Genomic DNA, 25,849 nt, shown 5'->3' on the forward strand with positions numbered 1-25,849 from the left:
CGTTTTTATTGGGTTGCCAAGAAGCTTTTCAAATCTCTACTACGGGTGCGCAAGCGCTCCATGAGGCTTGTAACAGCAGCGTTATACTCGTCAACGCTGGTTTTTTTGATCGCACTTGGGCTGATGGTCGCAGCTAAGGCTGTATATTTTTGCACCAAAGCCTCGGCATCAAATTGGCTACTGGTTTCGCGCAGCGCCGCAATATAGGTTTCATAGTAAGTCGGATCATCAAGCAAGTAGCGAATCAAAGGCCAATCGCTGGTTACGCTGGCTTTATCGAAGCTGTTGTTTTGGCCACCAAAGCCACCGCCAGGCCCGCGCATCCCACCGCCATTGGCTGGTCGATTAGGATTATTGGGTATGGCTTGGTTGTTGCCATTGGCTGGTTGATTAGGATTATTCTGCATCCCAGCAGGCGCTTGATTGCGACCACCACCCATGCTCGCCCCCAGCACAAAATTATGATCCCACGAAACCCAGGTTAGTTTGCCAGTTGCAGGGTTGGTGTAAAGATAATAATTATGACTCATCGCCCCATAGGTATCCCAATGCTCCAGCAAGGTGCTCACGCCAAGCCATTTCAGGAAAATCGGCACATCGAACACGGCCTCTAATTTGGCTCGCCATGCCGCCGGATCACTGGTGCGTTCGCTTGAGTGCAACACATCGTAGAGCGCTTCGACATCGGCCCAGCCTGTTGCATCGTTATTTTCCTTCTGAAAACTTGCTTGAATTGTAGCCTTAGTGCCTTCGGCCAAACTGGCGGCGCTGCCATCGCCTTCGTAGATGTTACCGCTATCGTCGCCAAACACGCGAGCAATTGCCGTATCGTCGATCACTTCAACCGCTGTGTATAAGCCCAAACTCTCAACGCCGTTGCCATGATCAAGCAGCACTTCGTAGGTCGCGGTTTCAGCGGCGGGCAAGCCCATTTGAGCCAAGAGATCGTAGGCCAGCGTTTCGCGCATAGCCGTCAGATCGCCTAAATTGTTTGCCAGTGCCAATTGTTTGAAGCCATAAAAGCGTTGGTTATCAATTTCGGGATAGGTTTTTTCAAATTGATCAAAATCGAGCTTGAAGGGCAAATTGGCTTGCTGGCTATTCCAAGCATTCATCAATGAGGAATTGCCTTTGTAGCGCACCCCAACATTCGTCCATGTTTGGCCTTCAAAACTCAGGGTTGCCGTTACCCACATCGGGTTTTCGGTCACCAAATCGCCCATATTTGGCATGCCCCCAGGCATGCCCATAGTATCAGTAAAAGCACCGTTTGGGCGCATTGGCAAGCCATTCGTATCAGTAAACACGCCGCCAGGAAAACCGCCACCCAGCTGATGGCTACCAGGCGCGCCAAAAAGCTCGCTCATATTCGTTTGCATGGCTTGCCACGAAGTCGGATCAATCGTGATGGTTAGTTGATTGACCGCATCCTGTGGGAAAACCACAGCATAATTTGGCTCAGCACTCTCGCCATGCGAGGCTTCAGTCCAGCCAGCAGGCCGCGTTACGCCATCAACAACGGTCGTTTCAGCAGGAACAACGGTTGTAGTGCTCGAAGTCGCACATGCCACCAAGTTTAATCCAACAGCCAGCAAACAAAGCCAACGCCAATATTTCATCGTAACCTCACAATTTTGCAGATTAAAAAGCGAGCCAATAGCCGAATTTCGTTTATGGCAATTGATGCTGATCGCGCAAGACCCGGGGATTGCTTGGCGTATGCTTAGCGCTCAGGCGTGGGGTTTCATCATAGAAAATTTTCAAATCGGCCATATCGTGCAATAAATCGATGCGCCCAATTTCAACCCGCTTAACCAAAATGCCGGTGCGTTGGCGTAAATCGGCCAGTAATTCTTCAGATCGTGCAGGCCCGATTAGCTCAATTTTGTCGTAAGCAACGCGCTTGTTGGCTTCAAATTGAAAGCCCCAACCTTTTTCGAGCACAAACAAAATCAGCAGAATCACGGCGTTGGCGATGCCAATTTGCAGCAAACTACCGCTGTGCATCAGCGAATTCATCACGCCCAAGGCAATCAAAATAAACAAATAGGTCATTTCGCGAATCGGAATCTCATCGGTGCGATAGCGCAGCAACGAGAAAATTGCAAACAGGCCAAAGCCCACGCCAACGCCCACTTCGACGCTGGTCAGAAAGCCCAGCACAAAATAGATGATCATATTGAAGCCAATAAAGGTAAAAACGAAATTTTTATCTTGGGTCACGGGATAGTACACGCCGCGCACAATTAGCAGCGTTACGAATAAATTAAAGCCCGCTCCCAGCAAAAAATGAGTTAATTCGGTTGTCATTGAGCATACTCCATCAAGCTATGCAAATAGCGTAAGGTTGGTTTGAAGCTGTTGCGTGGTAATTCTGGGTAGAGCAAGGCTGCGCCGCTGCAATATTTACTCATGCCAATTGTGTGCAAATGCTGGCCGCGAATGCCTTGGATAAAGGGCGAACTGCGGCTAATGCCAGCTTGTTTGACTTCGGCAATCACCACTCCTGTCAGTTCAACAGTGTGCAGATTGGCCTGAAACTGAATCCCAATATCAAGGGTTACTCGCTCGTGGGCGGCAATATTCACCAAGGTGATGCGGCCAAAATCGTTGGTCAGGGTTGACTGCAATACACTCACATCAAACGGCACATGTCGTTGCACAAAGGCTTTGCTGGCTGGATTCAGTGTTTCTAAGCCTGTTGGGGTTGGCATTCGATGCTTGATCGTGCGATATTTATTAATTTTGTGCTTGACTTCGAGAAAGTGCTGCTGGGTATCGAGATAGGTGCGGCTGCGCACTTTGTAGCGATTACGGCCCCCAGCATGATGCCGCCGATAGAGCGCAAAATCAGCGCTATCAAAATAGCGCGTATGATAGCGATGCATGCGCCGCCCAGCGATCTCCAGCACCCGATAATCTGCCGCTAAATCGGGCAAGATTGCAGCTAATTGCTGCATTGAGCAGACATATTTGCTATCGGTGCGATTCAGCAAGGCCACCGAATCCATCTGTGGCAAACTAATTGGCTCAAAACTCGCCAAGTGTTGGTCAAGCAGCGGCTTTGGGGCTGGTTGCGCTGGTTCGCAAGCAGGCGCTGGCTCAGTTGGCCAGATCAGGGTTGGTTGATAGCGCAGTTGTTGCAGCATAAGCTCATTCCTTCGCACGCCGCAACGCCAAAAGCGATCGGCAATCTGTATTAGCTTCTGGTTAAGAGTGTAGCCAGCAATTGTTATAAAACTGTTAGGATCTGAAGTGCTTGCGATGAGGATTTAGGTAGAGGTGATTAGCAAAAAGCCCCGCATTTCCATCATGGATGCAGGGCTTCAACAAACGCTATGTTTAGGAAAACGGAATTAATAGCCTTCGGCAATTTGCTCTGAGAGCGTGGCGCGCAATTCTGGCGAAACCCGCATATATAAGCCAGTTGCTTCGGCCACAATCGTGCCATCGGGCAATTGAGCAAAGCCCTCGACCTCAAGCGCGCGCCCACGATCGCGCACGATGCTGCCAGTAAAGGTAATTTCTTGGTCAATTGGGGCTGGCTGACGATAGCGCACTTCAAAACGACCAGTCATCGTCCAGGCATCGATTAAAAAGCCAACCCGGCCTAAGGTCTCATCAAGAATCGTCGCAATGATGCCGCCATGGACAAAGCCCGGCCAGCCTTGATGGAGCGAGGTGGAGGTAAAGCGCGTCACAACCCGATTTTCTTCCTCGAAGAAATCTAATTGCAAGCCGCTCGGGTTATTTTTGCCACAGACAAAACATGCCTGCGAATCTAATTGGCGATTCATGAATGCTCCTTTTGCAAATATAGCCGATTATAGCGCAAAAAAACCACGACTCGCAGTGAGCCGTGGTTATCGTTTATCTGTTGTTGGGCAATTAATTTAATTTGCGGACGGCAGGGTGGAAGCTAAACAAGGTCGTCATAACCAGCATAATGATGCCACAGGTCGCAAACACTGCTGGCGCACCAAAATAGTCGGCGGCCCAACCAGCAACGCCATAGCCAACTGGCAATAACGCAACCGAGCCAAGCAAGTCGATGCTGGCAACCCGCCCGAGTTGTTCGCGATCAACCATTTCTTGCATGGTATGCGTCCAAATCAAGCCAAAAGTTGCAATTCCAATCCCGCGGAAGACCAACACGCTAAGCAAGGCGGCTAAGGCGATAGTGCTGCCAAGCATGCCACCATTAAAGCCAATCACGCCAACGAGCAAGGTTGCTAAGCTAGCCAATAATAAGGCCCCATAGCCCATCAGGCCACGGCGGCGTAAACGATTACCTTTGCTCAACCAAATCGAGGCCGAAACCGCACCCAAGGCAATGCTCGCATGCGCCCAACCAAGTCGCTCAACTGGTAATCCCAAAAATTTACTGATCAAGATTGGCAAGGCTGTTTGGGCTGGAGCGGCCAACAGCATGTTGGCCATCGACGAAAGAATAATCGTCATCCAGAGCCAAGGGTTCATGCTGACCGTTCTTAGGCCCGCACCAACATCTTTTAAGATGCCAGTCGAGCGTCGAGCTTTCGCGCGGCTCGCATCAGTTGAGAGCAGCGGAATTAAGCACAAGCCAGAAACCAAAAACGAGAAACTATTGAATAAAAATGCGGTTGGTGCGCCACCAATGCCGACAATCAAAGAGGCAATCAATGGCCCTAAAATCAAGGTCATTTGGGCACTCAAAGCAGTCAGCGAGTTGGCTCCAGGCAGCGATTCTGCTGGCACTACATCGGGTACTAATGCACTATAGGCTGGCTGAAAAAACGAATCAAAGAAGCCAAACGAGATGCTTGCTGCATAAATATGCCAGAGTTGCAAGGTATTCGTCAGGGCCAGAATCCCAACGCCACCAACAATCAAGGCCCGCAACATATCGGAGCTAAACATCAGCCAACCACGCGAAAAGCGATCAACTGCTGCCCCGCCAAGCAATGAGAAGACGATCATCGGCGCAAACGAACAGATTAATACTAAGCCCATCGCAGCAGCCGAGCCAGTGTGATCCAAAACCCATAGCGAGAGCGCAACCTGATACATCGTATCGCCCAAACGCGAAATCGTTTGCCCCGTCCAGAGCATTGCAAACAAGCGTTGCTGTAAGGGCCGAAATAAACCGTTCTCCGAGGTACTTGAGGTCATGCTTCCTCCTACAATTTCGCGCTACGCTGAGCAACCTCCCCACATTTGGCTTGCTCAGCTTAAATAGTGTGCAATCGTGTGCATGGGAGTTTCAGCGTGGAACCCTTAGCCCAACAATCTTGGAGTTATTTAATCCATTGCTGCGCAATGTTGAACATTCGCGAGCACTCGTTGCAGGCATTGGCGCTGAAAGCAGTTATCGGCGTGGATGGCTGTTCTCTCTGGCCTGCGAGACTGTAAATCAGCAGTTGGAATGTAGGCTATAATCGCGAGGCGAATTATACCAATTTTTAACTTTTTCTGCAAGATGCTTTTTTCTGCCTGCATGGTATAGTCGAGCAGTATGATAAACCTGAGGTTTTTGTTTAGAAATTGCGCCTAATGACAATCAGCATTATGTTAACATATCATCACACAGCGTAGCAGCTTACGCTCAGTATTTGGCTTCAAACAGTCGGTAATTGATTTCGTTTTAGCCTGAGGATCAAGCACGGTAGGTTCATAAATCAACCAAGATCAAACATTTCGCGCCGGAATAGTTGGCAGGTTAGCCCGATGAAGGCAGCAACAGCGCAATCAAGGCTGTTGCTGCCTGTAAAGCCTAGTGATGATGGTGATGATGATGGTCGTGAATCTGAATTGGCTCAGGCCGTGGCGCTGTATACACATGATCAATCCAAGCAAGCACCTGATCCAAGCCATTTTCAGCCTTGAGGTTGGTAAAAACCAGCGGTAATTCGCCGCGCATGAGCCTGGCATCGTGCTCCATCACCTCTAACGATGCGCCAACCAACTCAGCCAAATCAATTTTGTTGATCACCAATAAATCGGAGCGCGTCACGCCCGGGCCACCTTTACGCGGCACCTTATCACCGCCAGCCACATCGATCACGTAAATCCAATAATCGACCAACTCTGGGCTAAACGAGGCCGCCAGATTATCGCCGCCACTCTCAACAAACACAATTTGCAAATCGGGCAGGGTTGCACACAAATCGGCAATCGCTTCAAGGTTCATCGAGGCATCATCGCGAATCGCCGAGTGGGGACAGCCGCCAGTTTCCACTCCGCGCACCCGCTCGGCAGGCAGCACACCTTGGCGTAGCAAAAATTCGGCATCTTCTTTGGTGTAAATATCGTTAGTAACCACAGCTACTGAATAGCGCTTGGTCAGATGCACACTCAAACAATGGGCTAAAGCTGTTTTGCCACTGCCCACTGGGCCAGCAATCCCAATTCGCAACAGGTTTTCCGCCATAAATTCCTCACATCTAGAATAAGAAATAGCGCTGAGCCAAGGGCAAGCTACTGGCAGGCTCGCAGGTCAATAGTTCGCCATCAGCCCGCACAGCATAGGTTTCAGGATCAACTTCAATCACTGGGGTAGCGTTGTTGTGAATAAGATCGGCTTTTTGGACGCTACGGCAACCACGCACGGCAGCGGTTGTTTTTTGCAAGCCCAATTGTTGGCCAAGCCCTGCTTGTTGCGCTGCCGCCGAAACAAAGGTCAGGCTAGTAGCGCCGATCGCCCCGCCAAAGGCCCCAAACATCGGGCGATAGAGCACTGGTTGCGGCGTGGGAATCGAGGCATTGGCATCGCCCATCGCATTCCAAGCAATCATGCCGCCTTTGACAATTAGCTCTGGCTTTACGCCGAAAAATGCTGGCTGCCAGAGCACCAAATCGGCTAATTTGCCAGGCTCAAGCGAGCCAACCTCGTGAGCAATGCCATGGGCCAGCGCCGGATTAATCGTATATTTGGCAATGTAGCGCTTGACCCGCTGATTGTCGTTGCGCGCCGAATCGCCCAGCAACGGGCCACGTTGAACTTTCATTTTGTGGGCGGTTTGCCAGGTGCGGGTCACAACTTCGCCAACCCGACCCATCGCCTGCGAATCGCTCGAAATCATGCTAATTACGCCAAGATCGTGCAAAATATCTTCGGCGGCGATCGTTTCTGGCCGAATGCGGCTTTCAGCAAAGGCCACATCTTCGGGCACTTGGGGGTTGAGATGATGGCAAACCATCAACATATCAAGGTGTTCGGCAATCGTGTTGACGGTGTAGGGGCGCGTGGGATTGGTTGATGAGGGCAGCACATAACGTTCGCCAGCAATTTTGATAATATCTGGAGCATGGCCGCCGCCCGCGCCCTCGGTGTGATAGGTGTGGATGGTGCGGCCAGCAATCGCTCGCAGCGTATCTTCTAAAAAGCCAGCTTCGTTGATCGTATCGGTGTGAATTGCTACTTGCACATCGTATTGGTCGGCTACGCTCAAGCACATGTCGATTGCAGCAGGCGTTGTGCCCCAATCTTCGTGCAATTTCAAGCCACATGCGCCAGCCTGAATTTGCTGAATCAACGATTCTGGCTGGGCAGCGTTGCCTTTGCCCAAAAAGCCAATATTGACTGGCCAAGCATCGGCTGCTTGCAGCATGCGCGCCATATTCCAAATGCCTGGCGTGCAGGTCGTTGCTTTGGTGCCCGTGGCTGGGCCAGTGCCACCGCCAAGCAGCGTGGTCACGCCATTCGAAAGCGCCTCGGGAATTTGGCCAGGCGCAATAAAGTGAATATGGCTATCAATGCCGCCAGCAGTGACGATCATGTGCTCGCCAGCAATGACCTCGGTGTTAGCGCCAACCACCAATTCTGGGTCAACTCCGGCCATGGTATCGGGATTGCCAGCCTTGCCAACTTTGACAATTCGGCCTTGTTTGATGCCAATATCGCCTTTGACGATGCCCCAATGATCGATAATGATCGCGTTGGTAATCACCAAATCAAGCACATCATGGGCACTGCTGCTTTGGCCCATGCCATCACGAATCACTTTGCCGCCGCCGAAGGTAATTTCATCGCCATAATGGGCAAAATCGTGCTCAATCTCGATAATCAATTCAGTATCAGCCAAACGCAGGCGGTCGCCTTTGGTCGGGCCATACAAATCAGCATAGGTTTGGCGTGGAATCCAGAGGCTCATTCCAAATCTCCTTGAGGACGATGGCCAAATTGCAGGGCTTGGGCAGTGCTTAGGCTGATTTGCACCTGATCAGCTGCATCTAAGGCCCCGTTGACCAAGCCATTGTGGCCATAGATCTGACGAGTACCAGCAAACGCCACCACAGTGACAATTTTGCTATCGCCTGGCTCGAAACGCACCGCCGTTCCCGCCGGAATATTGAGATGCATGCCATACGCAAGGCTGCGATCAAAGACTAAAGCCCGATTAACCTCGAAAAAGTGGTAGTGGCTACCAACCTGAATTGGCCGATCGCCCGTGTGGGCAACGAGGATTTCGCAGCTTGCCCGGCCAAGATTAGCGGCAATTGCCTCGTTTGGTTGATCGATTAAATATTCGCCTGGCTGCATTCGTGGCTCCTGTTTAACGAATTGGGTCGTGCACGGTCACAAGTTTGGTGCCATCGGGAAACGTGGCCTCAACTTGAACCTCGTGAATCATCGTGGCAACGCCATCCATCACATCGTCAACGCTCAAAATGCTAGTGCCATAGCTCATAATTTCGGCGACGCTTTTGCCATCGCGGGCAGCTTCCAGCAATTCGGCGCTGATAATCGCCACCGCTTCGGGATAATTCAGCTTGAGGCCACGCGCCTGACGACGACGCGCCAAATCGGCGGCCACGACAATCAGCAATTTTTCTTGTTCACGCGGAGTTAAATGCATTGGTTAAGCCTCATCTTAATAAATTTTGCGCGGCAGATTTGGGCTTGTGCCATATAAGGCTTGCTTGGCGATGCGCCAATAGTCAAACGCCGTTGCCAGCAAATCGCGACTATTGGTGCTGAGACCACGAATCATCAGGCCATGAGCAGCCAAATAACTCACGCCCCACAAGCAGCGCCCAAGCTTGGTTTGGCTGGCCGCAACGGCCATTAATTCAGCTTCGAGGGCTTTCCACTGGGCGACATCCAGCCCAACCCGACAGATGTAGCCCGTGGCCAAATAGCTGTAGTTGCCAAAATACAATGGATTAGTGAGCTGTTGCAGACTTGGTTGCAAGCGCATACGATCAAGCAGCAATGGCCGACCAAGCGCATAAATATCGCAATCCAAGCGCAACTGGCGATAGGCAAAACGCTCGCCATAGGCTTCGCGGCCAGGCGCAAGAAATTCCCACCAACACAAGCCAGCAGCAGCAGCCAAATCGATGCGCGTTTGCTGACGATACATACTTTCAGCAAACGGAATCGTTGTATCGGGCCAATATTCCAACAAGCTATGTTCGGCCAAATTGGCATGCAGTGCTTGATAGGCCACTTGCTCGCCAGCGCTGCGATAGATCCGCGTCGAGCTGGTGGTCGTCAGTTGGGCCTTGGTCGATGCAGCTAAATTGATCGTGGTTGTCAGTTGATCGCCCGCTAATACGCCGCCAGCAACATTATGCAAATGCACAAAACTCGTGCCATCGGCCAAGCCAAAATCGCGTACAACCTGCAAGGGTGGCCGATGTTCGCGCACCGTCAAGCGGGTGCGTTGCTGCTTGAGCGTAAAATCAAGCGCCAGATGGCCATGCATGCGCTCAAGGCGCGCTGATGGTTGCATCAACTTATAAACAGGCGCGTCCCCAGCAACGGGTGACGCATACTCGCAGCATCTAAGCCGATGCTACATGGCGCGAGATCGGTAAATGTGGTGCTTGGGGTTTGCTCAACAACTGCCTGAAGCGTTGGATGCAACTGCCACAACAATTGCTGGGCCTGCACTTGGCCAAGCGGCAAGATTTTTTGGCAGGCCAAAATCAGGCTTAATGTCATTTGTTGCAATAAGGCTGCGAGCATGGCTTCGGCCTCAATGCCCAAGCCAGCCGCCACCAAACCAAACACACAACTATGATGGGTTTCGATCTGCTGGGTTTGGGCGAGGCTACTGGCTTGCTGCCAGCGGGGCAAGGGTTCTAGTTGCAGCGCCAAACTTAACAAGCGCCGACCAAGCACAGCGCTGGCGTGGCGGCTCTCGCGGGCTGGCTTGAAAGCAGCGGCATGATCATTCAAATTCAGCCATGACGGCGCAAATTCAGCCTCAGCCCCCAATTGCCAAGCCTGATAGGCCAAATACGCTTCGAGCTGGCCATTCTCCTGCACAAAAGCGCGCAGAAACTGGCCTAGCCCAGCCACGCCAAGTTGGCCCTCGGCCACCAACGACTCAACGCCATACGAATGAGCGGTTGAGCCAATCGGCAAGGCGCTATCTGCAAATTGTAATAATTTAAGTTGGGCCAAAGCAGCGTTTAACATCATCACGCCAGTATAGCCGAGCCAAAAATCGCCAAGCCTAGGCAAACTATCCAAACCCTATTCGAGCAGATTGCACAAACTTAGGCCTCAGGCCAGGTTGCGGCAACCAAAGCTGGCAATAGCTGTGCTGCTGGGCCACGCAAACGATGGCGTGCATGGCGGCTCAACGGCGTATCTTCAAGATTTAGATCGATCAAACGGGCACGATGCGCGCGGGCGGTCATGGGAAAGGTCGCGGCGGGAGCTACGAGGCCCGATGTGCCAATTGCCAAAAAGACATCACAGGTTTGGCTGGCTACTTCTGCCGCCTGAAGTTTAGCCAGATCCAAGCGTTCGCCAAACCAAACCACATCAGGCCGCAATGGCGCGCCACAAACCGCACAAAGCGGCAAATTTGGCTGATTAGGCCACGCGGAAATGCCATGATCGCCAGCGCTACAACGAATAGTATCAATCGTGCCATGCAGCTCGATCACGGTGCTTGAGCCAGCCCGTTGATGCAGGGCATCGATATTTTGGGTAATCAGCGTGATCTTGGGAATATGCTGCTCAAGTTGGGCTAAGGCCCGATGGCCGGCATTTGGTTGAACCGCCAAAAGCTGTTGGCGATGGGTGTGATACCACTCCCACACTGCCTGCGGTTGCTGCAAATAGCCCGCCAAACTTGCCACTTGTTCAATCTCAAATGTGTTCCAAAGCCCGGTCAAACTATCACGAAAGGTTGGAATGCCGCTCTCAGCAGACATACCCGCTCCGGTCAAAATCGTGAGCGAACGAGCTGCCCGCAAGGTTTCAATTAGGCCCTGATCAAATAATTCAGTCATATATTCCCTCGTTAGGCCGATCAAGCGTCAATTAGCATAGTATAAGATGCAATTTGGGCCTGTGGAATAGGCTATTTCAAGCGTTCAAGCAATTATTATGGAGCAAAAGATGCAGCTTAATCAAGCCTTGGAAATTTTTATGCATGGCGAAATTGGCATTCCTAGTGCTGAAAATCGCTCAAGTCGCCAGCAATTAAATGGCCTCAACATTCTGCATAGTGATGATATTTGGAATCAGCAGCGCCAGATTGCTGATGAAGCGATTGTGCAAAGCCATGCGCCTGCGGAGGTGCTTGCGCTGCTTGCAGCCTATCAGCCAAGTGTCGATCATCGAATTACGCTGGTTGATCGGCCAGCCAGCGAGCATGCCGCCTACCACGCCGCCGGCTATCGCCATAGCGCAAGCGAAGTGCTGCTTGCGCGCTCGCTCAACAATCTGCCGCCGCTCGATCAGCGCTATGCGGTTGCCCAAGCCACAACTATCGCCGAGCTGGAATGGCTGAACACGCACGATCCTGCCAAGCGGGCGTGGCTCACAGCCACTCGCCTGCTGGAGCCACGGTTACGGCATAGTTTTATTCGGCTTGATGCTGAGGTGGTGGCGCGAGTACGGGTTTGCCAGGTTGATCCAGCGCATAGCTATGTGACAAATTTATATACTGCCCCCAACTATCGGCGGCGAGGCATTGCCCAGGCGTTGATGATCGCTATTTTGCAGCAAGCGGCAGCGCTTGGCGAAGACTGGAGCGTGCTCATAGCATCCGAAGCTGGCCTACCGCTCTACCAAAAATTGGGCTATCAACCACTGGCAACGCTCACAGTTTTTGAACCAGCAGAAGCAAGCGAATAAGCCAATAATTGCCTTTGCGAGACTTGCAAGCTCGGCTACAATATCATTAATCAGTTTTTTAGCAATGGTAGGGCAATGAATCGCTTGTTAATCACCGGAGCATCGGGCTACCTCGGCCAGCGAGTTGCTTATTTTGCTCAGCAGACAACAATTTGGGATAAAATATATAGCCAGAGTTGGCGCAGCCCAGCGCTAGCAGGCGAGCATGTAGCCTGCGATTTGGAGAATCAAGCCCAACTGCAAGCCCTGCTTGATCGCATTCAGCCAAGCGCAATTATTCATACTGCGGCGGTCACGCCAGCTATGGGCGCAGCTATGACCAACGAGGCTTTGTGGGCAGTTAATGTGCAGGCCACAGCCACGCTGGCAGCTTGGGCGGCGCAGCAGCATGCCCGATTTGTGCATGTTTCATCGGATGCAGTTTGGGGTGGGCGCGATGCGGCATATACTGAAAGCGATGTGCCAGCCCCGATTCATCCCTATGGCGCGTCGAAGGCAGCAGGCGAGGCGCTGGTGGCAGCGTTAAATCCTGCGGCAGCGATTGCCCGCACCTCGCTGTTGTATGGCCAAAACCCGCTTGACCCCAACACCACCATGGCCTTGGCGATGTTACGCGGCGAGCGTGATGGCGTACTATTTACCGATGAAATGCGTTGCCCTGTCTTTGTTGAAGATGTAGCCCAAGCCTTGCTGGAACTTGCACAAAAACCAAGGCTTTATGGTATATTTCACCTTGTAGGCCCACAAATTCTCAGTCGATTTGAGCTTGGCCAAGCCTTGCTCGCGTGGAATGGCATTGATTCCACGGGTTTGCCCGCTGGCAGCACAAGCGCCAGTGGCTTACGTCGCCCATCGCGGGTTGTCGTTGATAATCGCGCAACCCAATCGCAACTTAGCACTATTCTTCGAAGCATTGATGATGTCACAAGGAGGTGACGCATGGAGCGCACACCTGAATCGATCGTTCAATTAGTCGCCGATTTGCAACACACCGATGAGTTTGTGCGGTCGCAGGCGGCATTTACCCTTGGGTTATTTGGCGAGCCAGCCGTGCCATTTTTGATTCCACTATTACGCTCGCCACAGCGCGAAATTCGCATGCGCGCTGCATGGACGCTGGGCGTAATTGGCGCTGCCGCCGTGCCCTCCTTGCTCGACCTGATGGAGCAAAAAAATCGCCAATTGCGCATCGAGGCAATTCGCATTTTAGGCGTAATTGGCCAGGCGCGAGTATTCAATCACTTATTAATTGCATTAACCGATTTCGACCCCGAAATTGCCGCGCGGGCTGCTCGCTCGCTGGGCAAAATTGGCGATCCACGGGCGTTTCATGCCTTGGTGCTGGCCTTGCGCCACCCCGATAGCGATGTGCGTTACGAAGCTGCCGTGGCCTTAGCCGCGCTGCACGTGCCCGATTCAATCACCCATTTGCAAGAAGCGCTGCTCCACGAAGACCCACGGGTTGAAACAACTTGGGGTACATCGGTGCGTGAGGGCATGGTTCGCGCCTTGGAAGAAGCCGAAAAACCCCACGACCACAGTTTGATCGAAGCCTTAATGCGGCTTGGCGACATGTTGAAATCAAACGAAGAAGAAGCGGATGAGGAAACGCCATGAATGCTTGCCCATTTTGCGATCCCGCCACCCTCGAAATCGAAACCATGCTCGAAAATCACTTTTGCCGCTTTCTGCAACAGCCCGATAAAGTCCTCGCTGGTTCGGGCGTGATTATTCCCAAACGCCATTGCGAAACCCGCCACGAAATGAATCTCGACGAATGGGATGCGATGCAAGACATGCTCAACCTCGTCAAAATTTTCATCAACATCAGCCATAAACCCTTTGGCTATACGATTGGCTGGAATTGTGGCGAGGTTACTGGCGTGGCGATTCAGCACGTTCATATGCACATTATTCCACGCCTAACCAATGAGCCAGTTAATGGCGCTGTCCACTTCAACCTCAAACCAACTGCTACCAAGCGTTTCGACAATTAACAACCAACACCTTCAGGAGGTTGTATGTCTCTGCATGCCTTGCGGCGATTCGCGCTCGTTTGCTTGCTCTTGGGATCGGTTTCAAGTCTTGGGGCGAATTATTTGCCCCCAAGCAGCACCTATTTACCAGTTGTAATGGGCAATTCCGAGTTTACGGCAAACATGTTTGTACCAAGTTATTCGGCACTTTTTCAATTTGGGCTAAACCCTGGCTACTATGGCAACGGCTGGGATGACCAGAAAATTTATGCAATTGGCGCTGATGCTGGCGCACACAGCGCGCGAGCTTCGCTGCCCGATAGTTTTATTGGCCAATGGGGCGCAACAATTCGGGTTCCAGTTTTTGAGTATATTTCCACAACGCTTAATTTTCGCGAAAACACGGTCTTTTTAGGCGAGCCACGGGCGGCATGGCGCGATCCGGCCAGCTATTTCAGTAGCAATGGCACACCGGTGCAGAGCAAGCTTTGGCAAGGCATGTACGAGCCAATTTGGGATAATGGAGAGAATGGCACGCCAGTTAATGATGCAAATAAATTTGCAGTCTATGCATGGCAAATTGCCAGCACGTATGGCAAATATATGCGCTTCTACGAAATTATTAACGAGCCAGATTATACTGGCAGCGCTAGAGCCTATGCTAGCCCAGGAGCAAGCGGTGGTAGCTGGTGGGATAGCGCACCAACCCCGAATGAATTACCAAATCTGAATGCGCCAATTTATAATTATATTCGTTTATTGCGTATTGCCTACACCGTGATCAAAAAAACTGATCCTGACAGCTATGTTGCCCCAGGTGGCATTGGCTATGCCTCATTTTTGGATGCATTGCTGCGTTATAGTGATAATCCTGATACTGGCAAAATTACCAGCCAATATCCATTAACTGGCGGGGCTTATTTTGATGCTCTGAGTTACCATATTTATCCACAGTATAGTGGCTCTTATTGGGATAATAACGCTGGTGGCTTTGTCTATGTGCGCCATAGCGATCGTATGAGCCAAGTTTTCCAAGATCAATATCATGGAATGAACCAAACCTTGATTAATCGCAATTACAATGGCACAATCTTTCCCCGTAAGCCAAGTATCATCACTGAAACCAATGTTTCGCGCAAGGCCTTCAATAATTATGCAGGCGGCGAAGAAATTCAGCGTAATTATCTAATTAAGGCGATTGTCAAAGGCCAGCAGCTTGGCATTTTGCAAATCTATTGGTTTGCAACTGGTGAGGGCGCAGATTATGCAAGCGCCCAAGATGAATACCAACTAATGGGATTTTACGAAAATCTCAAACGTGATGCGCCAAATAATCAAATTATGACAAGTGAAGGCATTGCCAACCGCACAACCTATAATCAGCTGTATGGCTGGCGCTACGATGTAGCAGCCACCACAGCGCTCAATTTGCCCACGACCATCGATGGTGCAGCCTTTCGCAAAAACAACCAAGTGCGCTACGTGCTTTGGGCCAAAACCACGCTTGATCGTAACGAAACTGCCAGCGCAAGCATCAACCTGAGCGGAACCTACAGCAAAGTAACGTGGAATGGTGCAAGCAGCAGCATTAGCGGCAACAATCTTCAACTTACTGGTGCGCCAATTTTCTTAACCCAACAATAGGGCTAAAAACGCAGCACCCTTGTAAAAAACTGAGGGTGCTGCATGGTTAATTAATCAGCTTGCTCGTCAACTTCCCACTGAAAAACCTCTTCCAAGGGAACCTTGAACACATAGGCGATGCGAAACGCTGCCTCAAGCGATGGTGAATATTTGCCAGCCTCGATGGCGGCAATTGTTTGGCGAGTTACGCCGATATATTGGCCAAGTTCAGCCTGCGACATTTCGCCATGCTGAAAGCGCAATAGGCGAATTCGATTGACAAGCGTTGCTTTCATGCCCGCTGCCAGCGATAGCTCAGCACAACAATGCTGCCACACACAACCTCTGCAAGCACGATCATCAACAAAGCGCTATTGACCAAGGTCCAGCCGCTTTGATTGAACGGCATAATCATGCCTACGATAAGCATGCCAGCCATTAACACATAGTAGGCAGCAGTAATTGAACGCTGAGAGATCGCCCGATCGCGCTCGTCGAGCGGCATGCGATCGGCCTTGGGCGAATTGTGGCGTAAATATAAATAGCCACCGCCAAGAATCAGCATGCGAATCACGCTGGCAATGCCAAAAAAGCCTAGTTGGCTCAAATTAGGCAATGTATTATCGGGTGGCGAAATTACTGTAAGCGCAAAATAAGGCCCAAATGCCACTGCCAACGCAATCAACGAGAGCCACGCGGTTTTTTCACGGTACGCCATCGAACACTCCTCCAAGCTAGTTCAATTGATTGATGTTAAAAATACTATACATCATGTAAATTACTTTTGTCAATATGTATAGAATATATAACATCAAAGAACGCCACCTAGGGGGAAGATTTGAATAGGACGTTTTTATAGCAAAAATATAATAAACTAATCCTTCTGGTATAGTTTTGCTGGCAAAAAGCTACATCTAAATGTTAGGGGAATAATTTTTAATTGGTGCTTGAATTGGGGAATTTGGTGAGCGAGGGTTTGATGGTGGGCCATGAGGGATTCGAACCCCCAACCAAGCGGGTATGAGCCGCGTGCTCTAACCGTTGAGCTAATGGCCCTTCTCACCGGAGTGTATAGTACCATATTTTTGCAAGCTTGGTGCAGCAGTCTCTAATCATTAACCAATATGAGGCATGGGTTTGAACATGCCCTCACCCCCCAGCCCCCTCTCCCACGAAAACGCGGGCGAGGGGGAGCCGACCGTTTCACGAATTGCCGAAGAACCACGGAATGAAAGCCCCTCGCCTGCTGGGCGGGGTTGGGGTGAGGGCATGCTAGTCATTGGTCATACTGCCCCCTGATCCCTGCCCCTACTTCTACAGATATTGGCTAAAAAAGTCGATGATACGGTTGTAGCAGGTCACTTTGTTGGCATATTTCAGCACATCGTGGCCTTCATCATTGAACAACAAATAATCGACATTTTTGCCCAGAGCTTGTAACTCGTGGACGACTTCGCGCGATTCTTGCTCGATTACCCGTGGATCGTTGGCTCCTTGGGTTACCAACAAGGGGCAGGCCAAATTGTGAATGTAGGTTTTTGGCGAGCGCTCGACCAAGAAATCCGATTCGGTCACAGGGTCGCCAACTTGGGTTGCCATGTAAGCCTTCCAGGTTTCGGGCACACGGGCCGAGAAGGTGTGCAAATCATACGGCCCAAACATATCGATCCCTGCTTTCCAAAGCTCTGGATGGCGACCGACCAAGGTTAAGGTCATAAAGCCACCATACGAACGGCCCATTACTCCAGCGCGTTTGGTATCGATCAAGGGATCGTTGGCAAGCACTTTGGTCATAGCATGCACATGATCAAGCCGATCCTGGCCGCCCCAATCGTGGGTAACTTGGTTCATATAATTAAAGCCATAGCCGCTGCTGCCGCGCACATTCGGCACAAACACTGCAAAGCCCTTCAAGGCCAAAAATTGAATCAATGGCATCGAGAACCACGCAAAATCAGGTCGTTCTTGGCCTTGCGGGCCGCCATGAATGTAATAGACCAATGGGCGCGGGCCTTCGTAGCCCAAGGCTGGAGCTGGGCGATACAATCGCGCGGAAATACGCAAGCCATCGTGCGAGTTGAACGAGGCATCTTCGCCAGCTGATAAATGCTCGACTGGAATGCCTAAAACCCGTTCGTTGGTATGTTGTTGCAGCTCTTGATTGGAGTTGATCGTGTAAATTTGGGTTGGAGCGATGGCGGTCGAGAACGAAAGTGCAAAGCTATCGCTATCTGAATCATAGGCAATCGATTCCAAAACGCCATTGTCGAGCGGCGCTTGACCACACAATACTTTAGTAACCAGCATGCGCTTGTTTGCGAGATCAAGCTCAGCTTCGTAGCACCACGAACAGCCATCGATGTTGTAGCCAATCAGATAGCGTTGCTCGCTGAGCTTGGTCAAATGATCAAACTCGCCTTGGCCGGTATGCACCAAGCCTTCAATTGCTACAGAATCTAAGCTTTGCGAGCCATCAAGCCGCAACAAGGCCAAACTATAGCAATCATCAAATAAACTGGTGCTAAATAAGGCATAATCAGCGTTGACCCATTCGGCAAAACCCATGCCATTTGGCTCGATTGTGGTTGTGCGCTGCTCGATGGGCGTGCCAAAAATAACTGTGCGCTCGGTGCTGCCCAGCTGCTGGCGATAGACCACCGTATCGCCAATGCCATAGGCATCGATGGTCAAAATCGTTTGTTGATCGGGCGAAGAAGTGGCATAGAATGGACCTTCAGCGGCAGTGGAGAGTAAGGTTGCGCTACTTTCAAGCACATTAATTTGGTAGCCGCTAAACTCAGGCCGCGTGCGTGAACTAGCCGTCAAATAGCCAATCCCAGTTTTAAGATCGATTTTGGCAATGGTGGTTTGCATTCCGGCAAATTGATCGCCGAAAATCAGCTCAGGGAAGCCACCAGTGAGGGGAATGCGCATTGGCTGATAATTTTCATCGCCATCTTGATCAATCATAACCACAATTTGATTATATTCAGCCAGCACCACGAACGATTTGCCATCCATATGGTGCGGCGTTTGCAAGGCAATATTTGGTGGCAACAGTGGCTCGGGCACGCTACCAGTCAGCAGCATGCGATACAAACTCAAGCGACCATTCAAATCGCTAATAAAATACAAATACTCGCCCGAGCGTTGAGGCACAACAAATTGACGGGCGGCAAGTAGGGCTTCGATGCGCGGCATTTCTTTTATCTCCTTGGTAACAGCAAGTTTGACCCTATTGTAGAGAAATCACAGCAATCAAGCTTCATTCAAAAGGTGTAGCCACAAGGTGTAGTTGGCTATGGTAGACTAAAAGACACGTGTTGAGGGATTTTCATATGCTCCAACTCATTCAAACCAAATTAGTTGTCCCGCCACCGCGTGAACGAGTCGTCAAGCGTTCGCGGTTATATCAACGGCTTGACCATGGGCGTAAACAACGGCTTACCTTGATTAGCGCGCCAGCAGGCTTTGGCAAAACAACTTTAGTCAGCGCCTGGTTGCACGCCAACAATCAAACCCGCAACGTTTGGCTCACCCTCAATGATCACGATAATGATCCATTGCGCTTTGCCCAATATGTGCAACGTGGTTTTCAGGCCCAATTGCCGCAATTCAATTGGCAATGGCTCGAAATGATGGGCCATCAGGTCGTGATTAATTTGATCACAACCCTGATTAACGAACTGCACGAGCAAAGCGAGCAGTGGGTGCTGGTGCTCGATGATTATCAAATGATCGATCATCCAGTGATTCATGAAGCCATCAGCACCTTGATTGAGCATTGCCCGCCACAATTACACATTTTATTGACGTGTCGCCAACAGCCAAGCTTGCCTTTAGCCCGTTGGCGCGCCCGCAATTGGCTCACCACGCTTGGCGTAAACGATTTGCGCTTTACCGATAACGAAGGCGGCGAGTTTTTGCGCGAAGTCATGCATATGCGGCTCAATCAGCACGTCGAAAGCCAAGTCTTGCAACAAAGCGCTGGCTGGATTGCCGGATTACAGCTCGCAGCCTTAGCCTTATCCGAAGCTCCCAGCCCAGAACAAGGCCTGCGTGCGCTTAACTCGGGCCAAGCCAGCGATATTAGCGTCTATTTGCTGGAAGAAGTGTTTCAGCAACAACCTACGCCAATTCAGCAAACCTTGTTGGCCTTGGCTCCACTAGAGCGTTTTAATCGTTCGCTGGCCGAGTTTATTCAACAAGCCTTAGCGCTCGGCCCAAGCCAGCTTGAGGCGATTGTCGAGCGCCAATTGTTTATTGGGGCGCTTGATCAAGAGTGGTGGCAATTGCACCCGCTGTTTCGCGATTTTCTGCTGCATCACGCCAGCTTGGTTGAGCCAGCGCTACGCAACAATGTTTTAGCGCTAGCAGCCCAATGGTGTGGCGAGCAGCATTATATTCACGATGCGATGCATTATGCGTTGCAAGCCCAAGCCCATCAATTGGCCGCCAACATTCTTGCGCCTTGGGTTGGCCAATTTGTGCGCGAAGCAGCATTTTATACCTTGCGACCATGGCTTGATCAACTGCCAACCCATGTGATTTGGAATGAGCCACGCTTGTGCATTGCCCAAATGTGGATTTTGATTACGCTGCGCAATGGCGAAGGCGTTCAAGGTTATATCGAACGGATTAGCCAATTAGTTGATAGCAGCGAGCCAAATCCCTTGGCGGCGGAAGCCTTGGCCTTGGGCGCATTAGCCGCCACAATTACCTCTAAATTGGAGCAAGCAACCTTGTGGGGCGAACAAGCCAAGCGGCTCAATACCAGCAACGATCCAGTAATTCAGGGCGTGATGACCTTTTGTTTGGCGGTCGTCGCCCATTTTCAAGGTGATGCCGAGCAAGCAGAAATGTTCTATCAGCAAACCGAAACCTTGGGCCAAACAATCAACAGTCGCTTTTTATCAACCGTCGGCGCGGTCAATCGGGCAGGCTTGTTGGCCGATTTAGGCCATTTTAATCGCGCTGAGCAATTGTGTCTGAGCTTGATCGAACAATCGCAAGCTTTGCCAGCGCCACGCCCGTTTATGGCTGGCATGCATTGGATGCTTGCCCGCATTTATCATCAGCGCAATCAATTACCCGAAGCCATGGCCGCGACTGAGCAAAGCCTCACCAACAGCAAAGCCATGGATAATCGCTATATGTGGTGCGTTGCCCAAGCCCAGCGCGTGGCAATTTTGCAATCGCTCAACGAGTATCCCCAAGCCTTGCAAGCGCTGCAACAACTTGAGGAGCAAGCAATCGGCCAAGAGAGCGAAAAGGTGCGGCTGATTATTCAACAAACCCGCTGCTTGATTGCAATCGAGCAACATGATTTGAGCCAAGCAGCTCAATGGCTAGCCCTGATTAACACGAACCAAGAGGAAATTAATAATCCGAGCAATCAATGGCTTGGTGGCTTGTTGGCCTTGCGCCAAGGCCAGTTCGATCAGGCCAATGAGTTGCTTGATAAAGCGTTGGCAACTGCCCAGCGCATCAATTATGTACCGTTGTTGATTAGCATTCATGCAACTATTGCCATGGTTTTAGCCCGTCAGGGTCAGCTGCCCAAGGCAATTGGCCAATTGCAGCATGCCTTGGCAATCGCCGAGCCAGAGTCGATTATTCAGCCCTTGCTTGATTTACATGCTGGCTTAATTCCGTTGTTACAACAATTGCCAAGCAGCCCAATGGTTGTGCGCTTGCTGCACCATAATCGGCTTGATACCGATGATTTGGCGATAACGCCGCGCGAGCATGAGATTTTGCGCTACTTAGCAGCTGGTTTGGGCAATCGGGCGATTGCTGAAGCCTTGGTGATTGCCGAAAGTACGCTCAAGCGCCATATTAGCAATTTGTATCTCAAGCTCGATGTGCACAATCGTACAGCAGCAATCGTTAAGGCCCGCGAGCAAGGCTTGATTGATTGATTCCCTCACCCCCAGCCTTTCAAGGGTCGGTTTTGAGCAATTGATGTGTGGTGGGTTACCTCATCCCCCAGCCCCCTCCTTTCAAGGGTCGGTTTTGAGCGATTGGTCGGCGGTGGAGCGTTCCCTCACCCCCAACCCCCTCGCCCACTGGATGCGGGCGAGGGGGAGCCTTGGGTTTTCACCACGAATTCCGCAAAACCATGGAATTAAAGCCCCTCGCGCATCGGATGGGAGAGGGGTTGGGGTGAGGGGATCTATTCATGGCGCAAGGCATCAATTGGATTAAGTTTTGCGGCGCGTTGAGCTGGATAAATTCCGAAGAACAAGCCAACGCCCAGCGAGAAGCCAATGGCCACGCCCACGGTTTGCACATCAATCGGCGCATCAAGCACGCCAAGTTGGGTTACCACAATCGGAATAATGCTGCCAAGCATCAGCCCAATCATGCCGCCAGTCATACTCAAAACTGCGGCCTCGACCACAAATTGCATCAAAATATGATGGCTGCGTGCGCCCACCGCTTTGCGCAAGCCAATTTCACGGGTGCGCTCGGTCACACTCACCAGCATAATGTTCATAATTCCAATCCCGCCGACCAGCAGCGAAATGCCTGCAACAGCCGCCAAAAACAGGGTCATCATCGAGGTGATAGTGTTGAGCGTACCCAAAATTTCAGCTTGGTTGATCACATTAAAATCATCAGCGCTGCCATCGAGTTTAAGGTGATGGCGTTCACGCAGCAGCATGCTCACCCGCGATTGCAAGCCATCAAGATCGCTGGCATTAATCGCAGAAAGCGTAATCGAACCAACCCGATAGCCGTTGCCATCAGGCGTGCGGGCATTGAACAAACGCTTTTGAGCAGTAGTAATTGGAATATAGGCCCGATCGTCTTCCGAGCCAAAGGCACTACCACCTTGCGGCGTGAGCACGCCAACGACACGCAATGTTTGGTTATTGATCCGGACCGTTTGGCCTAAGGCTTGGCCATTACCAAATAAATCTTTGGCCAGGGTTGAGCCAAGCACAATCACCGTATTTGCGCCTTGCAAATGCTCATCGCTAATAAAACTGCCTTGCTGCATGGTCAAATTATTGACCACTTGAAAAGCTGGCGTAATGCCAATAATCTGGGCATTTTTATCAGCAGATTTGGCTACGATTTGCGCACTTGAATTCAGCTGCGGAGCCACGCCAATCACTGGCAATTGCAAGGCCTCAATCGCTTTGGCATCGTCCATCGTCAGGTTTTGGGCAGCGGTTGCATTGCCAGGCCCGCGATTTTGCGAGCCAGCAGAAATTGTCAGAATATTGGTGCCAATCGCTTCAATTTCGCCAGTAATCGAAGCGCTCGCACCATTGCCCAGCGCCAAGAGCGAAACCACCGAAGCCACGCCAATAATCACGCCCAGCATCGTCAACAACGAGCGTACTTTATTCGCCAGCAAGCTACCAAACGAAATTCGCACAACTTCCCAGAGGCTACCAAAGCCACTCGAACTGGCAGCAATCGGCTGAAACAAAATACTATCGGCAGCAACTGGGGTCGATTCAGGGGCAGCATGCACATCAAGCGTTGTCATCGTTGCATCCTTTAGTTACGCTGATCGCCGATTAACTGGCCATCGCGCATGGTCAGCACCCGCGCCGCATAGGCCGCTACATCGTGTTCGTGGGTCACAAGCACAACCGTAATTCCTTGCTCACGATTCAAACGCCGCAGCAATTCCATAATTTCGCTGCTGGTTTTGCTATCCAACGCGCCAGTTGGTTCGTCGGCCAGAATAACCGAGGGGCTGCCAGCCAAAGCGCGCGCAATCGCCACCCGTTGTTGCTGGCCGCCGCTCAATTCGTTCGGGCGGTGATCAACGCGCTGGCCCATCCCAACCAGATTCAGTGCTGCCAAAGCCCGACGTTGGCGTTCAGCCCCCGAAACGCCACGATAAATCATGGGCATTTCGACATTGCGCAAAGCCGATTGGCGCGGCAAGAGATTGTATTGCTGAAAAATAAAGCCCAATTTTTGCCCGCGCACCAGCGCCAAATCATTGCTCGAAAGCTGATCCACCGCCACACCATCGAGCACATATTCGCCCGAGGTTGACGTATCCAAGCAGCCGATCAAGTTCATAACGGTACTTTTGCCGCTGCCGCTTGGCCCCATAATCGCCACAAAATCGCCTTTGTCGATGCTGAAACTCACGCCTTGCAGCGCCGCCACCAGCACATCGCCCATTTGGTAGGTTTTGTGAATATCGCGCAAGCTAATCATTAGCGGCCTCCGCCGAACAAGCCACGGCTGCCGCTATCCGAGGCTGCGGTTGGCACGGCAATAATCGTATCGCCTGCGTTTAGGCCGCTCAGTACCTCGGTAAACGAGCCATCGCTAATCCCCGTTACGACATCGACTTCGCGCACGCCAGCACCATCGGGCACTTGCACCGCCCGCCCGCTACCTTTGGGCAACAAGGCTGAATTGGGCACCAACAAAACATCGCTTTTTTCGCTGAGAATAATATTGGTATTGACCGTCATGCCAATTTTAACCAGCGGATCGTTGCTGGGCACACTGATTTTGACCCGATAAATCACCACGCCATTCGAAACTTCAGCAACTGGCGAAATATAACTGACCGTGCCTTCGGCGCTCCACGTATCAAGCGCGTCAATCGTTAATTCAACTTTTTGATTTAATGCAACCAAGGCAACATCGGTTTCGCTCAAGTTGAGTTCAACATAGAGGTTGCTGCGATCAAGAATGTGCATCACTACGCCGCTCGACGAGCCACCTGGCACAATCGAAACTGAGGTGATTACGCCAGCAAACGGGGCGCGCAAGGTCGCATTATCACGTTGCAATTGGGCTTGCTTCAACGCTTGTTCGCTTTGCGAAACCGCCGCCGCTTGAATTGCCAAATCGGTATCGGTTGGCGGCGCGGTGAGTTTATCGCGATTGGCTTCAGCTTGATCAACATTGGCTTGCGCCGCAGCCACATCAGCCGCCGTGCCACCTTGGGTCAATTTACGCAAATTGGCTTTGGCCTGGTCAAGGTTGGCTTGGGCTGCTGCCACATCATCGACCGTGCCGCCTTGCTTGAGTTTATCCAAATTGGCCTTGGCTTGGTCGAGCGCAGCCTCTGCCTGAGTAATTTCGAGTGCCGTCGCGCCCTTCAAAACCGTTTGCAATTGCACCTCAGCATCGCGCACTTTGGCCTCGGCGTTGGCAATATCCAAGCCTTCTTGGGTAACAGCGTTATCGTAGGCTAATTGGGCGGCGTTGAGCTTGGTTTGGGCATCTTGCTCATCGCGCTGGGCATTGGTATAGCGATCAACATCGTTTTGATAGCCAGCATCGTCGGGCTTTTTCTTCCAATTGCCAGCTTCATCGTGGGTTTCCCAATAGATTTGGCTAAGGCTGGTTTGGGCGTTGCGCACCGCATTTGCCGCTGTATCGCGGTCAAGCCCAGCTTGGGTTTTGGCCTTCGAGGCATCGGATTTAACTTGCTCTAGGCTTGATTTGGCTTGATCAAGCGTGGCCTGGGCACTTGAGACTTTTTCTGGTTTTGGTCCAGCGCGCAGATCGTCGAGTTTGGCTTGGGCAGAACGCACCGAGGCTTCAGCATTGGCCAAATCGGCAGGCGTGGCAGTGCCATTTTTGGCCTTGCGCAATTGGGCTTCTGCATTGGCAACGCTCGCTTGGGCGGCAGCAATATCGGCAGCGGTGGTATTACCAGTTACGGTTTTTTGCAAATTGGCCTTGGCGTTATCAACGCTTGCTTGCGAGGCCGCTAAATCTTCTGGTCGGGCATTGCCCTCTTCGGTTTGGCGCAAACGGGCTTGGGCGCTTTGTAAATTGGCTTCTGCCGAAAGCACACTTAATGCCAAATTGCGATCATCAAGCTCAGCCAGAATTTGGCCTGCAACCACATTTTGACCTTCGCTCACCAAGACCGTGCTGACGATTCCCGTGGTCTGAAAGCTCAGATCAAGGCTTTGCTTGGGGTTGATCGTACCACTCCCAAGCACCGACGAAACCAAGCGGCCACGTTGGATAGTCGTGGTGGTGCTGGCCGAGACAGTCGCAGAATTCTTGCCGCCAAGTACAAACGGCAGCAAGACCAAAACTAAAATCACCCCTCCGCCAATCACAAACCATTTGTAGCCACGTTTTTTGGGCTGTGCTGAGCTTGATTCAGCCATGGGAACGCTCCTTATTGGGCAATTTGAATTAAGCAGCTAGCGCAACG

The 25,849-nt window shown here is 51.4% G+C and carries 24 protein-coding genes and 1 tRNA gene; 6 read left to right on the forward strand and 19 right to left on the reverse strand.

The window, feature by feature from the left end; genetic code table 11:
• Window positions 1-5 precede the first annotated feature (5 nt).
• The 12 genes from ACFMKP_RS14830 to ACFMKP_RS14885 all read right to left on the reverse strand — a co-directional run bounded on the left by ACFMKP_RS14830 (window position 6) and on the right by ACFMKP_RS14885 (window position 11,232).
• Window positions 6-1,619: a CotH kinase family protein gene (locus tag ACFMKP_RS14830; RefSeq protein ID WP_382292730.1), complete on the reverse strand. Its 1,614-nt coding sequence runs from the start codon at window positions 1,617-1,619 to the stop codon at window positions 6-8.
• 52 nt (window positions 1,620-1,671) lie between these two features.
• Window positions 1,672-2,310, reverse strand: a complete 639-nt coding sequence (locus ACFMKP_RS14835; RefSeq protein ID WP_382292731.1) for a DUF4956 domain-containing protein — start codon at window positions 2,308-2,310, stop codon at window positions 1,672-1,674.
• On the reverse strand, window positions 2,307-3,149 hold the full coding sequence (locus ACFMKP_RS14840) for a polyphosphate polymerase domain-containing protein (RefSeq protein ID WP_382292732.1): 843 nt from the start codon (window positions 3,147-3,149) through the stop codon (window positions 2,307-2,309). Before ACFMKP_RS14840 ends, ACFMKP_RS14835 begins: the two co-directional genes overlap by 4 nt.
• A 207-nt stretch (window positions 3,150-3,356) precedes the next feature.
• Window positions 3,357-3,797: a PaaI family thioesterase gene (locus tag ACFMKP_RS14845; protein ID WP_110513579.1), complete on the reverse strand. Its 441-nt coding sequence runs from the start codon at window positions 3,795-3,797 to the stop codon at window positions 3,357-3,359.
• Between the two features lie 91 nt (window positions 3,798-3,888).
• A complete protein-coding gene (locus ACFMKP_RS14850; RefSeq protein ID WP_382292733.1) occupies window positions 3,889-5,151 on the reverse strand; it encodes an MFS transporter in 1,263 nt (420 codons plus the stop codon).
• A 601-nt stretch (window positions 5,152-5,752) separates the two neighbouring features.
• Window positions 5,753-6,397: an urease accessory protein UreG gene (gene ureG / locus ACFMKP_RS14855; RefSeq protein WP_382293233.1), complete on the reverse strand. Its 645-nt coding sequence runs from the start codon at window positions 6,395-6,397 to the stop codon at window positions 5,753-5,755.
• Between the two features lie 25 nt (window positions 6,398-6,422).
• The gene (gene ureC, locus ACFMKP_RS14860; RefSeq protein WP_382292734.1) at window positions 6,423-8,132 is read right to left on the reverse strand and encodes an urease subunit alpha; all 1,710 of its coding nucleotides are present in this window, start codon (window positions 8,130-8,132) and stop codon (window positions 6,423-6,425) included.
• A complete protein-coding gene (gene ureB, locus ACFMKP_RS14865; protein WP_382292735.1) occupies window positions 8,129-8,521 on the reverse strand; it encodes an urease subunit beta in 393 nt (130 codons plus the stop codon). The genes ureC and ureB overlap by 4 nt, the downstream gene beginning before the upstream one ends.
• A gap of 13 nt (window positions 8,522-8,534) precedes the next feature.
• Entirely contained in the window at window positions 8,535-8,837 is a 303-nt protein-coding gene (locus ACFMKP_RS14870; protein ID WP_382292736.1) for an urease subunit gamma, read from the reverse strand.
• Window positions 8,838-8,852: 15 nt separating this feature from the next.
• Window positions 8,853-9,716, reverse strand: a complete 864-nt coding sequence (locus ACFMKP_RS14875) for an urease accessory protein UreD (RefSeq protein ID WP_382292737.1) — start codon at window positions 9,714-9,716, stop codon at window positions 8,853-8,855.
• Window positions 9,716-10,462, reverse strand: coding sequence for an urease accessory protein UreF (locus ACFMKP_RS14880; protein WP_382292738.1), 747 nt, complete (start codon window positions 10,460-10,462; stop codon window positions 9,716-9,718). The genes ACFMKP_RS14875 and ACFMKP_RS14880 overlap by 1 nt, the downstream gene beginning before the upstream one ends.
• A 26-nt stretch (window positions 10,463-10,488) precedes the next feature.
• Window positions 10,489-11,232, reverse strand: coding sequence for an NAD-dependent deacetylase (locus ACFMKP_RS14885; RefSeq protein ID WP_382292739.1), 744 nt, complete (start codon window positions 11,230-11,232; stop codon window positions 10,489-10,491).
• Between the two features lie 109 nt (window positions 11,233-11,341).
• Between ACFMKP_RS14885 and ACFMKP_RS14890 the strand changes: the two genes are divergently transcribed.
• The 5 genes from ACFMKP_RS14890 (at window position 11,342) to ACFMKP_RS14910 (ending at window position 15,702) form a co-directional block, all read left to right on the forward strand.
• Window positions 11,342-12,082: a GNAT family N-acetyltransferase gene (locus ACFMKP_RS14890; RefSeq protein WP_382292740.1), complete on the forward strand. Its 741-nt coding sequence runs from the start codon at window positions 11,342-11,344 to the stop codon at window positions 12,080-12,082.
• 75 nt (window positions 12,083-12,157) lie between these two features.
• Window positions 12,158-13,018: an SDR family oxidoreductase gene (locus ACFMKP_RS14895; protein WP_382292741.1), complete on the forward strand. Its 861-nt coding sequence runs from the start codon at window positions 12,158-12,160 to the stop codon at window positions 13,016-13,018.
• A 3-nt stretch (window positions 13,019-13,021) separates the two neighbouring features.
• On the forward strand, window positions 13,022-13,699 hold the full coding sequence (locus tag ACFMKP_RS14900; protein WP_382292742.1) for a HEAT repeat domain-containing protein: 678 nt from the start codon (window positions 13,022-13,024) through the stop codon (window positions 13,697-13,699).
• Window positions 13,696-14,079 (forward strand): HIT family protein, encoded by a 384-nt coding sequence (locus tag ACFMKP_RS14905; RefSeq protein ID WP_382292743.1) that lies wholly within the window; start codon window positions 13,696-13,698, stop codon window positions 14,077-14,079. The genes ACFMKP_RS14900 and ACFMKP_RS14905 overlap by 4 nt, the downstream gene beginning before the upstream one ends.
• 24 nt (window positions 14,080-14,103) lie before the next feature.
• Window positions 14,104-15,702 carry a hypothetical protein gene (locus ACFMKP_RS14910; protein ID WP_382292744.1) on the forward strand — a complete coding sequence of 533 codons (1,599 nt, stop codon included), beginning with the start codon at window positions 14,104-14,106 and terminating at the stop codon, window positions 15,700-15,702.
• A gap of 50 nt (window positions 15,703-15,752) precedes the next feature.
• Here the strand turns inward: ACFMKP_RS14910 and ACFMKP_RS14915 are convergent, their stop codons facing one another.
• From ACFMKP_RS14915 to ACFMKP_RS14930, 4 genes are all read right to left on the reverse strand, one after another.
• Entirely contained in the window at window positions 15,753-15,977 is a 225-nt protein-coding gene (locus tag ACFMKP_RS14915; RefSeq protein WP_054533175.1) for a helix-turn-helix transcriptional regulator, read from the reverse strand.
• Window positions 15,974-16,399: a hypothetical protein gene (locus ACFMKP_RS14920; RefSeq protein ID WP_382292745.1), complete on the reverse strand. Its 426-nt coding sequence runs from the start codon at window positions 16,397-16,399 to the stop codon at window positions 15,974-15,976. The genes ACFMKP_RS14915 and ACFMKP_RS14920 overlap by 4 nt, the downstream gene beginning before the upstream one ends.
• 262 nt (window positions 16,400-16,661) lie before the next feature.
• Window positions 16,662-16,737 (reverse strand) — tRNA-Ile (locus ACFMKP_RS14925).
• Window positions 16,738-16,995: 258 nt separating this feature from the next.
• On the reverse strand, window positions 16,996-18,882 hold the full coding sequence (locus tag ACFMKP_RS14930) for an alpha/beta hydrolase family protein (RefSeq protein WP_382292746.1): 1,887 nt from the start codon (window positions 18,880-18,882) through the stop codon (window positions 16,996-16,998).
• A gap of 137 nt (window positions 18,883-19,019) precedes the next feature.
• Here ACFMKP_RS14930 and ACFMKP_RS14935 point away from each other — a divergent pair, with 137 nt between their 5' ends.
• On the forward strand, window positions 19,020-21,602 hold the full coding sequence (locus ACFMKP_RS14935; protein WP_382292747.1) for a LuxR C-terminal-related transcriptional regulator: 2,583 nt from the start codon (window positions 19,020-19,022) through the stop codon (window positions 21,600-21,602).
• Window positions 21,603-21,856: 254 nt separating this feature from the next.
• Here the strand turns inward: ACFMKP_RS14935 and ACFMKP_RS14940 are convergent, their stop codons facing one another.
• Genes ACFMKP_RS14940 through ACFMKP_RS14950 form a run of 3 tightly spaced genes read right to left on the reverse strand, consistent with a single transcriptional unit; the run spans window position 21,857 to window position 25,802 of the window.
• Complete coding sequence (locus ACFMKP_RS14940) at window positions 21,857-23,185, reverse strand: ABC transporter permease (RefSeq protein WP_382292748.1); 1,329 nt, start codon at window positions 23,183-23,185, stop codon at window positions 21,857-21,859.
• Between the two features lie 11 nt (window positions 23,186-23,196).
• Entirely contained in the window at window positions 23,197-23,874 is a 678-nt protein-coding gene (locus ACFMKP_RS14945; RefSeq protein WP_382292749.1) for an ABC transporter ATP-binding protein, read from the reverse strand.
• Window positions 23,874-25,802, reverse strand: a complete 1,929-nt coding sequence (locus tag ACFMKP_RS14950) for an efflux RND transporter periplasmic adaptor subunit (protein ID WP_382292750.1) — start codon at window positions 25,800-25,802, stop codon at window positions 23,874-23,876. Before ACFMKP_RS14950 ends, ACFMKP_RS14945 begins: the two co-directional genes overlap by 1 nt.
• Between the last annotated feature and the right edge of the window lie 47 nt (window positions 25,803-25,849).

The sequence above is a fragment of the Herpetosiphon sp. NSE202 genome (assembly GCF_042688385.1).
Taxonomy (GTDB): domain Bacteria; phylum Chloroflexota; class Chloroflexia; order Chloroflexales; family Herpetosiphonaceae; genus Herpetosiphon.